Raw genomic sequence first — 11,123 nt, 5'->3', positions numbered from 1 at the left:
TCCCCCGAAAGCATTCCATCAGGGCCGGACCATCTTGCAGTCGGTGCCTTGCGCCAGCTCGTTCCCGGTATAGACCGCATCGGTGCGGAAGCCGTAGTTGGTGCCTTCCCAGCCCGTCTTCACCGCCTTGCCGTCCACCGGCGCGATGGTGTTCACCACCTGCGGCAGCAGCAGCTGATGGTCTTCGCCGCGCATGCGCACCGGGCCCACCACCGAGTCGAAGCTCAGGTCTTCGAGGGCGCGCGCGACCTTCACCGTGTCGGCGCTGCCGGCCTTGGCGATGGCGGCGGCCAGCAGGCGCGGCGTCAGGTCGATGCGCGGCGCGAGGAAGTCCTTGCCCGTCTTGGCCTTGTAGGCCTTGGCCAGCGCGTCGACCTTCGGCGTGTCGGCCTGGCCCGGGTGCCATTCGGCCACCCAGGTGAGCTGCCCCGTCTTGGCCTGCGACACGGCGGTGACGGTGCCCGGCACCGAGCCCGCGCTGTGGTTGAAGTAGCGCAGGTTGTAGCCCGCGTCGCCCGCGGCCTTCTGCAGCAGCGTCATGTCCTGGCCCCAGTTGCCGGTGATGACCGAGTCGGCGCCGCTTTGCTTGATGTTGGCGATGTAGGGCGCGAAGTCCTTCACGCGGCCGATGGGGTGCAGCGTCTCGCCGACGAACTGGATGTCGGGGCGCGCCAGGCCCACCAGCTGGCGGCCGTAGCTGGCCCACTGCTTGCCGTGGGCATAGTCCTGGTTGAGCAGGTAGACCTTCTTCACGTCCGGCGTCTTCTTGATGTAGTTGGCCAGCGCCTTCATCTTCATCGCCGTGTTGGCCTCGGTCTGGAAGTGCCAGAAGCTGCAGCCCTTGCCGGTCATCTCGGGGTCGATCGAGGAGTGGTTCAGCACGATCAGCTCCTTGCCCGGGTTGCGCTGGTTCCAGCGCGCCACGGCCAGCACCAGCGCCGTCACCACCGACGAGCCCGAGCCGCCCGTGACGATCGCCCTGGCGCCCTGGTCGATCGCTGCCTGCAGCGCGCTCTGGCTTTCCTGCGCCGAGAGCTTGCTGTCGAACTGCAGCAGCTGCAGCTTCATGCCGCCGAGCACGCCGCCCTTGGCGTTGATGTCCTCGATGGCGTACTGCGTGTGCATGAGCATCAGCTCGCCCACGTTGGCGAACGGCCCCGACAGCGGATCGATGTAGGCGATCTTGTAGGTCGGCTGCGGGGCCTGCGCCTGTACCGCGGTGCCGGCGATGGCAAACAAGGAGGCAAGGGCGATCCGCGCCAGGGGCGCATGCGTGAGCTTCATGGGTGTCTCCGGAGGGTGTGTGAAAGACGGAATCAGTGCGTCGCGCGCAGCCCGATCACGCGGCTGGCCAGCTTCGTGAGCTGCGCCACCACCTCGTCGGGCGAGAGGCGCCCGCCGGGGCGGTACCAGCTGTAGAGAAAGCCTGGCAGGCTGCAGGCCGCGAGCGCGGTGATCTTGGTCTCGTCGAAGTCGAGGTCGCCGTCGCGCCGGGCTTCTTCGAGCAGCGGGCACAGCAGGTCGTAGAAGTGGTGCGCGAGCTTCTTCTGCGCTTCGAGGTATTCGGGGCGGTACACCTGCGGCTCGCGGTAGGCGAAGAAGGCCACCGGGTGGTGCGAGATGGTGGCGCGGATCAGCCGCTCGATGCCTTCCATCACCTTCTCGCTCGCGCGGCGCGGGTCGGCGGCGGCGAAGTCGAGCGCGGTGAAGCAGTCGACCGCGGGGCGCCACGACAGCGTCTCGAAGATCTCCTGCTTGTCGCGGAAGTAGTAGTACACGAAGGGCTTGGTCACGCCCAGCTCGCGCACGATCTGCGCCATGGTCGTGTTGGCGTAGCCCTGCGCGGCAAACAGCTGCGCCGCCGCCTGCAGGATGCGCTCGCGCTGCAGGTCGGTGCCCTGCGTGGCCGCGCGCTGGCGGCCCGTGCCCTGCGGCAGGTGCGGCTGCGCCGCCAGCGCCGTGTGCGTGGCAGAGGGTTTGTTCGGTGTCGCGGAAGTTATACCCATGGGTAGGATTGTTCGTGCACCATGCCGCATTGGCAAGCGCCGGCCATGCGCAGGCGGCTATCGATAACCCTGAGAAAGTGACGCCATGGAGACAACGCCCGCCACCCCGCAACGCTTGAAGGAGCTGCCGCCGCGCGTGCAGCAGCCCTTGCACGCCTACCTGCGCGACCACGCACGCACGCGCGGCGACGCCACCGCCTGCCTCTGGTATGGCCAGGCCCTGAGCTGGGCCGAGCTCGACCGCGCGAGCGACGCCTTCGCCGCGCGCCTGCAGGCCCTGGGCGTGGCCAAGGGCGAACCCGTGGTGCTGTTCCTCAACAACTGCCCGCAGTACCTGGTGGCGCACTTCGGCATCCAGAAGATCGGCGCCATCGTCTGCCCGAGCGGACCGCTCAACAAGGAGCACGAGCTGGCCTACCAGGTCAACGACCTGAAGGCGCGCGTGATCGTCGCGGCCGCGCCGCTCGTGCCGGTGGTGCGCAAGGTGCAGGCCGAGAGCGCACTGGCGCATGTGTTCGTGGTGCACTACGCCGACCTGCTGCCCGCCGAGCCCACGCTCGACCTGCCGGCCGAACTGTCCGCCGAGCGCACGGCCGAACGCACCGTGCCCGAAGGCTGCGAAGACTTCCTTGCCGTGATGCGCAGCGGCGCCACGCCGCAGCCCGTCGCCATCGACATGGACGACATCGCGCTCATGACCTACACCTCGGGCACCACCGGGCTGCCCAAGGGCGCGATGCTCAGCTACGGCAATGCGCTCTTCAAGACGCGCGCCGCGGCCGACTGCAACGGCGTGGGGCCGAGCGACGTGCTGCTGTCGATCGCGCCGCTGTACCACATCGCCGGCATGCTCATGGGCGTCAACGTGCCCGTGCTCAGCGGCGCGGCCTCGGTGCTGATGCACCGCTTCGATCCGCGCGCCGTGCTGCAGGCCATTGCCGCCTGCAAGGTGAGCTGGTGGTACAGCATCGCGCCGATGAACGTGGCCTGCATGCAGGTGCCCGACATCGCTCGCTTCGACCTGTCGAGCCTGAAGATGAACCCGGTGACCAGCTTCGGCATCGCCTTCACCGAGCCGCTGGCCGCGCAGTGGCGCTCGCACGCCAACCACTGCAGCTCGTTCGAGGCCGCCTACGGCCTGAGCGAAACCCACACCTGCGACACCTACACGCCGCACGTGGCGCCGCGCTGGGGCACGCAGGGCGTACCGGTGCCGGGCGTGACCATCCGCATCATCGACACCGAGACGCAGGCCGACATGCCCACGGGCGAGGTCGGCGAGATCGTGCTCACCAGCGCCGGCTCGTTCAAGGGCTACTGGAACAAGCCCGAGGCCACGGCCGCCACCCTGCGCAACGGCTGGGTGCACACGGGCGACATGGGCAAGCTCGACGCCGACGGCTACCTCACCTTCATCGGCCGCTTCAAGGAAATGATCAAGGTCTCGGGCTACAGCGTGTTCCCCGAAGAGGTCGAGACCATCCTCATCAAGCACCCGGCGGTGGCGCAGGCGGCCGTCATCGCGCAGCCCGACCCCGAGAAGGGCGAGGTCGTGAAGGCCTTCATCGTGCGCAAGCCCGGCGCTGCGCTCGAGGCGGACGCGCTCGTGGCCTGGGCGCGCGAGAACATGGCGAGCTACAAGGCGCCGCGCGCCGTGAGCTTCATCGATGCATTGCCCACCACGGGCGCGGGCAAGGTGCTGCGCCGCCTGCTCAAAGACAAGACCTGAAAGGCTTCCTCGCGTGTTTTCCAAAGTTCTGATTGCCAACCGCGGCGAGATCGCCGTGCGCCTGGTGCGCGCGCTGCGCGACCTGGGCATCGCCAGCGTGGCGGTGCATGCGCGCGACGATGCCGCCGCGCTCCATGTCCAGCTGGCCGACGTGGCGGTGGCGCTCGACGCGACCGGCCCTTCGGCCTACCTCGACGTGGCCGCGTTGATCGCGGTGGCGAAGGCGCAAGGCTGCGATGCGGTGCATCCCGGCTACGGCTTCCTCAGCGAGCGCGCCGACTTCGCACAGGCCTGCGCCGACGCGGGCCTGGTCTTCATCGGCCCCACGCCGGAGCAGCTGGGCCTGTTCGGCGACAAGGCCCGTGCCCGCGAACTGGCCGCGCAGTGCGACGTGCCCGTGATGCCCGGCAGCGCGGGCGCGGTGACGCTCGCGCAGGCCCAGGCCTTCTTCGCCGAGCAGCACGCGCAGGGCGCAGGCGTGATGGTCAAGGCCATCGGCGGCGGCGGCGGGCGCGGCATGCGCGCCGTGCTGAACGCCGACGAGCTGCCCGAGGCGCACGCGCGCTGCATGTCCGAAGCGAAGGCGGCGTTCGGCATCGAGGGCGTGTACGTCGAGCGCCTGATGCGCAACGCGCGGCACATCGAGGTGCAGGTGCTCGGCGACGGCAGCGCCGTGGCCAGCCTCGGCGAGCGCGAGTGCACGCTGCAGCGCCGCTTCCAGAAGCTGGTCGAAATCGCTCCGAGCCCCTCGCTGCCCGAGCCGCTGCGCGCGCAGGTCACGCAGGCCGCGCTGCGCATGGCCAAGGCCGTGGGCTATCGCGGCCTCGGCACCTTCGAATTCCTGGTCGATGCCGCGTCGACGACCCTGCCTTTCGTCTTCATCGAGGCGAACCCGCGCCTGCAGGTCGAGCACACAGTGACCGAAGCGGTGACGGGGCTGGACCTCGTGCAGCTGCAGATCGCCGTCGCGTCGGGCGACACGCTGGACGCGCTCGGCGTGGAGGCCGGCTGCACGGCGCCGCAGCGCGGCTTCGCGGTGCAGTGGCGCATCAACGCCGAGACGCTCGATGCGCAGGGCAACGCACGCCCCGCGGGCGGCAAGCTCGCGCGCTTCGACCTGCCCGCCGGCCCCGGCGTGCGCGTCGACACGCACGGCTACGCCGGCCTGGCGCCTTCGCCGCACTACGACACGCTGCTGGCCAAGCTCATCGTGCATTCGCCGTCGCCGCGTTTTGCGGACGCGCTGCGCCGCTCGCTGCGCGCGCTCGACGAATGCCACATCGACGGCATCGCCACCAACCTGCCGCTGCTGTGCGCCATTGCCGCGCGGCCCGAGTTCGCGACGCAGGCGGTGCACACGCGCTTCGTGGAAGCGCACCTGGGCGATCTGCTCGCCGACGCGAAGGCATTTGAAAAGCACACGAAGAAGGTCACCGCGCCCGCCGCCGTGAGCGCACCGGCACCGGACGAAGAAGACGACGACGGCCTCACCGTCAAGGCGCCGATGCCCGCGAAGCTGGTGCAGTTCGAGGTCGCGGTGGGCGACGTGCTGCCCGCCGGCGCGCAGCTGGGCGTGCTCGAGGCCATGAAGATGGAGCACCTGCTGCACGCGCCCGTGGCCGGCCGCGTGCTGGCGCTGCTGGCCGCGCCCGGCGACTACCTCGTCGAAGGCCAGTCGCTGGTGCGGCTGGAGGCCGTCGATGCGCAGGGCGTCGAGGCGCAGGCGCGCGTCGCGCACGACCTCGACGCGATCCGCCCCGACCTGCAGAAGGTCATCGACCGCCATGCGCCCACGCTCGATGCCAACCGCAAGGCGGCCGTCGACAAGCGGCATGCGCAGGGCGGGCGCACCGCGCGCGAGAACATCGCCGACCTGTGCGACATGGCAGGCGACCCGGGCAACTTCATCGAGTACGGCGCGCTCGCCATCGCCGCGCAGACGCGCCGCCGCACGCTCGAAGACCTCATCGCCAACACGCCGGCCGACGGCATGGTGACCGGGCTGGGCAGCGTCAACGCGAAGCAGTTCGGGCCCGAGAAGTCGCGCTGCGCCGTGCTCGCGTACGACTACACCGTGCTGGCAGGCACGCAGGGCATGCGCAACCACCACAAGACCGACCGGCTGCTCGCGGTGGCGCACCAGCTCAAGCTGCCGGTGGTGCTGTTCGCCGAGGGCGGGGGCGGGCGGCCGGGCGACACCGACATGCCGATCGTCGCGGGCCTGAACAACCACACCTTCAGCCAGTTCGCGGCGCTGTCGGGCAAGGTGCCGGTGGTCGGCATCGTGCACGGGCGCTGCTTCGCGGGCAACGCGGCGCTGCTGGGCTGCGCCGACGTGATCATTGCCACCCAGGGCAGCAACATCGGCATGAGCGGCCCCGCGATGATCGAAGGCGGTGGCCTGGGCACCTTCGCGCCCGAGCAGATCGGGCCGAGCAGCGTGCAGTCGCGCAACGGCGTGATCGACATCCTGGTGGAAGACGAAGCTGCGGCAGTCGCTGCGGCCAAGCAGTACCTCTCCTACTTCCAGGGGGCAACCACCGACTGGCAGTGCGCCGATCCGCGCACGCTGCGCCACGTGGTGCCCGAGAACCGGCTGCGCGTGTACGACGTGCGCGCTGCGATGCGCGGCGTGGCCGACACCGGCTCGCTGCTCGAACTGCGCGCGGGCTTCGGCGCGGGCATCGTCACGGCGCTGGCGCGCATCGAGGGCAAGCCGGTCGGTCTCATGGCGAACAACCCGCACCACCTGGGCGGCGCGATCGACGTGGAGGCGGCCGACAAATCCGCTCGCTTCATGCAACTGTGCAATGCCCACGGGTTACCGATCGTGTCGTTGTGCGACACGCCCGGCTTCATGGTCGGGCCCGAGGTCGAGGCGCAGGCGCAGGTGCGCCACGTGTGCCGCATGTTCATGGTGGCCTCGCATCTGCGCGTGCCTTTCTTCGCGGTGGTGCTGCGCAAGGGCTACGGCCTGGGCGCGCAGGCCATGACCGCCGGTGGCTTCGATGCGCCCGTGTTCACCGTGGCCTGGCCCACCGGCGAGTTCGGCGCGATGGGCCTCGAAGGCGCGGTGCGGCTGGGCTTTCGCAAGGAACTCGCGGCCGTGCCCGAGGGCGCCGAGCGCGACGCGCTCTTCAAGCAGCTGGTGGCGCAGCAGTACGCGAACGGCGAGGCGATCCACATGGCGCAGACGCTGGAGATCGATGCCGTGATCGACCCGGCCGACACACGCAGCTGGCTGGTGCGCGGTCTGGCGTCGGCCACGCGGCCGGCCGAGGCGGTCTCGGCCTACGTCGACACTTGGTAACGCAGGCTTAGACCTCGTCACCTGCGCGGGCAAGGCGGCTCCGTACACTGGGCCGCTTTGCACGCATGAACCCTTCCGCCCGCTGGCGCGCGCGTCTGCGCGATGCCGCTGTCTCCCCCGCACACTGGCTGGCCGTCCTCGGCCTGGCGGTGCTGCTCGTGGGCATGCAGGCGGTGTGGGCCGAGAAGGTCGAGCCGCCCGCGCGCCAGCCGGCCGAGGCCCGCTGGGTGGCGAGCTGGGCCGTGGCGCCGCTCGATTTCGCCGAGCTGGACGCGAACCCCGCCACGAACGCCATCGGCGGGCCAGGCAACCACATCTTCCGCGGCCAGACGCTGCGCCAGATGATGCGCCCCACGCTCGACGGCGAGCGCATCCGCGTGCGCGTGTCCAACCGCTTCGGCAAGGCGCCGCTGCGCATCGCCGCCGCCACCGTGGCGCTGGGCACGGGCGGCGATGCCGTCTCGCCGGCCTCGTTGCGCACGCTGCGTTTCGGCGGCCGCGCCAGCGTCACCGTGGCGCCGGGCGCGGAAGCATGGAGCGACGGCGTGGCGCTGAGCGTCGCGGCCGGCCAGGCCGTGGCCGTGAGCCTCTTTCTCGACCGCGCGACCCCCTTCGCCACGATGTACCTGCTGTCCACCGACACGGGCTGGCTGGCCCATGGCAACGCCGTGGCGTCGCCCCGGCTGTCGAAGGCGACGACGCTGCCGATGAGCCACATCGTGACCGGGCTCGACGTGCTCACCACGAAGCCCGTGCGCACCGTGGTGGCGTTCGGCGATTCGATCACCGCGGGCGGCGGCGAGTCGGGCGATGGCGCCTATCCCGACATGCTCGCCACGCGGCTGCGCGACAGCCCGCAGGCCGCGCATGCGGTGTCGGTGATCAACGCCGGCATCGGCGGCAACCGGCTGCTGGTGGACGGCATCGGTCCCGACGGCCTGTCGCGCTTCGCGCGCGACGCGTTGGGCCAGAGCGGCGTGACGCACGTCATCGTGCTGCTGGGCACCAACGACATCGGCCGCGCCATCTTCGCGGGCATTCCCGGCCTGAAGGTGCCGCCGCACGACGTGCCCACGGCCGAGCGCATCACCGAGGGCCTGGGGCAGCTCGTCAAGCAGGCGCGCGCCAAGGGCGTGAAGGTGCTGCTGGGCACCGTGCCGCCCTTCGGCAACACGCTCTACGGCACCGACGCCAACGAGGCCATGCGCGAGGCCGTGAACCGCTGGGTGCGCAGCCGCCAGGACGTGGGCGGCGTGATCGACTTCGATGCCGTGCTGCGCGACCCCGCTGCGCCGCGTCAGCTGAATCCGACATTCGACAGCGGCGATCACCTGCATCCCAACCGCGCCGGCCACGCGGCCATGGCCGCGGCCATCGACCTGCGCGAGCTGCAGGAATAAAGCGCGTCTGCCGCAGGGAAACAGCTCTACACAAGATTTCGCGCGGCGCTTACAGGCGCTTCACACGGTCCCGGCAGCATGAAGGCTCCTCCAACAACATGAGGGCTTTCTCATGAAAACACTCGCAGTCGCTCTTTCCATCGGTGCCGCTTCGCTGCTGTCGGTGGGCGCCCTGACCGTTCCCACGGCCGCGCAGGCGCAGGCGGTGATCACCATCCAGGGGCCGCCGCCCCCGCCGCGCTACGAGCGCATGCCGCCGCCGCGTCGCGGCTACGTGTGGTCGCCGGGTCACTATGAGTGGCGTGGCGGTCGCCATGTGTGGGTGCGCGGCATGTACGTGCGTGCCCGCCCGGGCTATGCCTACCGCGCGCCGGAATGGCGCGAGAACAATGGCCGCTGGGAATACAACCGTGGCCGCTGGGACCGCGACGGCGACGGCGTGCCGAACCGCCAGGACCGGCGTCCGGACAACCCGTACCGCAATTGATCGATAGAGCTAGCGGATGCTCACCAGCTCGAGCACTTCGCTGACCTGGAACGCGCCGCCGCTCGCACCGCCGCGCGTCTGCACTTCGAAGCGGACGACGCGGCCCAGCTCCGGCGAGAACCACACGCTGGCGCGGTAGGTCCCGTACTGGTTGCCACTCCAGGCGCCCGCGTTCGCGAAGCGCTGGGTGTGGCCGCGGTAGTCGATCTTCACCACCTTGAGCTCGCGGCCGTCGAACGGCAGCGTGGCGGCGTCGTCCACCACGCTGGCGCGCAGGTCCATCTTGATCCGCGTGCCGCCCATGGTGGTGTCGTACTCGGAGGCCCAGGCCGCATCGGGCTCCAGGCTCGGCCGGGCCCAACCGCCCGGCGGCATGACGCTGTCGAACTCGCCGGCCACGGCCGTCGTGACGCCGATCACCTCGCCGCCCGGCTTCTCGATCCAACCGCCGTTGTTGAAACTGAGGCGATCGTCGGTGGTGGTGGCCGTGTCCGCGCGGTAGATCACCTTGCGGTGCGTGTTGGTGAGCCGGTCGTGCAGCTGGTACTCCACGAGGCTCGGGCGCTGCAGCGACGGCGGAGCCGGCTGGGCGGCGAGGCGCTCGATGGCGCGTTGGCCGCGCGTCGGCAGCTCTGCGATCCACGCGGCCGGCATGGCGAGGGTTGCCGGGACCGAGCCCGCGACGAGTCCCACCAGGCGACCTTGCGCATCGAACAGGCCGGCACCGGCCAGGCCTGCCTCGGTCGGCGTGGCCAACTGCAGCGACTCGAGTGCGCCCGCGGCGTTGCGGCGCACGCCGCCCAGCATGGAAATGCCGAGCGTCAGTTCGCGCCCGCGTGGCGCGCCGATGACGTACAGCGGCATCCCGACCTGCAGCGCGCCCGCGGGCACGACGCCCAGGGTCGGCGACACGAGGTTCGCGATGCGCAGCTGGCACAGGTCACGTTCGACGTCCGGGTGCTCCAGCGCGGCGCCGTAGCTCACGTTGTCGCGGCGCAGCGCCACGGCGCTGGCCTTGGCCAGCAGCTTGCAGCTGGTGACGGCCGTGCCCGGGCCGGTGGCGACCGCGCTGCCGGTGGCCAGGACCTTGCCCTGGGCGTCGCTGGCCTGCACCACCCAGACGCTGGGCGAGACGCGCGCGAACAGCGCGTCGGGCGCCAGCGGGGCGCCGCCGGCGCGTGCGTCCTGGGCGAAGGTGGCGGGCGCTGCCAGAGCGGCAGCGAGGGCGAAAAGCGGAAGCTGCAGGCGCATCTGGGAGCGGCGGTGAGGAGGGTTGAGGGTTAGCGGAACACGACCGTGCGGTGGCCGTTCAGCAGCACGCGGTGCTCGCTGTGCCACTTCACGGCGCGGGCCAGCACCTGGCTTTCGGTGTCGCGGCCGCGGGCCGTGAGGTCTTCGACCGTGTCGGTGTGGTCGGCGCGGGCCACGTCCTGCTCGATGATCGGGCCTTCGTCCAGGTCGGCCGTCACGTAGTGGGCGGTGGCGCCGATCAGCTTCACGCCGCGGTCGTGCGCCTGGTAGTAGGGCTTGGCGCCCTTGAAGCTGGGCAGGAACGAGTGGTGGATGTTGATCGCGCGGCCGGCCAGGCTCTTGCACAGGTCGTTGCTCAGGATCTGCATGTAGCGCGCGAGCACCACGAGTTCGGCGCCTTCGGCCTCGATGATCTCCAGCTGCTTCGCCTCGGCCTGCGCCTTGGTCGCGGCCGTCACCGGGATGTGGTGGAAGGGCACGTTGTAGCTGGCGGCCAGCTGGTAGAAGTCGCGGTGGTTCGAGATGATGGCGCGCACGTCGATCGACAGCAGGCCGCTCTTCCAGCGGAACAGCAGGTCGTTCAGGCAGTGGCCTTCCTTGCTGACCAGGATCACGGTCTTCATCGGATCGGCGGCGGCGTGCAGCTGCAGGCTCATGCCGAAGCCGGTGGCGAAGGCCTTCAGCTCCTCGCGCAGCACGGCTTCGCTGTGGTCAGCGCAGGCGAAGCGCACGCGCATGAAGAACAGGCCGGTGCCGTGGTCGTTGTATTGGGCGGCCTCTTCGATGTTGGCGCCGCGCTCGAGCAGGAAGCCCGACACGGCGTGCACGATGCCCGTCCGGTCGGGACAGGAGAGGTTCAGGATGTAGGCAGGCGTAGTGGTCGTCATCAGGGGCAGGATTGTGGCAGGGGTGCCAGAATCGCGATTTTCCCTCCATACAT

8 protein-coding genes are annotated in these 11,123 nt (G+C 70.3%); 4 read left to right on the top strand and 4 right to left on the bottom strand.

All coding sequences use genetic code 11. From position 1 onward, the window contains the following. Window positions 1-18: 18 nt before the first annotated feature. Window positions 19-1,284 (bottom strand): branched-chain amino acid ABC transporter substrate-binding protein, encoded by a 1,266-nt coding sequence (locus tag AC07Q9_RS28720; RefSeq protein WP_495312641.1) that lies wholly within the window; start codon window positions 1,282-1,284, stop codon window positions 19-21. 32 nt (window positions 1,285-1,316) lie between these two features. Beyond that, entirely contained in the window at window positions 1,317-2,006 is a 690-nt protein-coding gene (locus tag AC07Q9_RS28715) for a TetR/AcrR family transcriptional regulator (RefSeq protein ID WP_070063835.1), read from the bottom strand. A gap of 85 nt (window positions 2,007-2,091) precedes the next feature. Between AC07Q9_RS28715 and AC07Q9_RS28710 the strand changes: the two genes are divergently transcribed. The 4 genes from AC07Q9_RS28710 (at window position 2,092) to AC07Q9_RS28695 (ending at window position 8,932) form a co-directional block, all read left to right on the top strand. Further along, on the top strand, window positions 2,092-3,735 hold the full coding sequence (locus AC07Q9_RS28710; RefSeq protein WP_495312640.1) for an AMP-binding protein: 1,644 nt from the start codon (window positions 2,092-2,094) through the stop codon (window positions 3,733-3,735). A gap of 13 nt (window positions 3,736-3,748) precedes the next feature. Further along, a complete protein-coding gene (locus AC07Q9_RS28705) occupies window positions 3,749-7,045 on the top strand; it encodes a carboxyl transferase domain-containing protein (protein WP_495312639.1) in 3,297 nt (1,098 codons plus the stop codon). Between the two features lie 65 nt (window positions 7,046-7,110). Continuing rightward, the gene (locus tag AC07Q9_RS28700) at window positions 7,111-8,445 is read left to right on the top strand and encodes a GDSL-type esterase/lipase family protein (protein ID WP_495312638.1); all 1,335 of its coding nucleotides are present in this window, start codon (window positions 7,111-7,113) and stop codon (window positions 8,443-8,445) included. 112 nt (window positions 8,446-8,557) lie between these two features. Continuing rightward, window positions 8,558-8,932 (top strand): YXWGXW repeat-containing protein, encoded by a 375-nt coding sequence (locus AC07Q9_RS28695; RefSeq protein WP_070063838.1) that lies wholly within the window; start codon window positions 8,558-8,560, stop codon window positions 8,930-8,932. Window positions 8,933-8,941: 9 nt separating this feature from the next. Here AC07Q9_RS28695 and AC07Q9_RS28690 read toward each other — a convergent pair whose 3' ends face one another. Both AC07Q9_RS28690 and purU read right to left on the bottom strand, forming a co-directional pair. Continuing rightward, window positions 8,942-10,183, bottom strand: a complete 1,242-nt coding sequence (locus AC07Q9_RS28690; protein ID WP_495312637.1) for a S1 family peptidase — start codon at window positions 10,181-10,183, stop codon at window positions 8,942-8,944. Between the two features lie 29 nt (window positions 10,184-10,212). Continuing rightward, window positions 10,213-11,070, bottom strand: a complete 858-nt coding sequence (gene purU / locus AC07Q9_RS28685; protein ID WP_495312636.1) for a formyltetrahydrofolate deformylase — start codon at window positions 11,068-11,070, stop codon at window positions 10,213-10,215. Window positions 11,071-11,123 lie beyond the last annotated feature (53 nt).

The organism is Variovorax sp. GW821-FHT09A10 (assembly GCF_059418385.1).
This window is presented reverse-complemented; position numbering and strand designations above follow the sequence as displayed.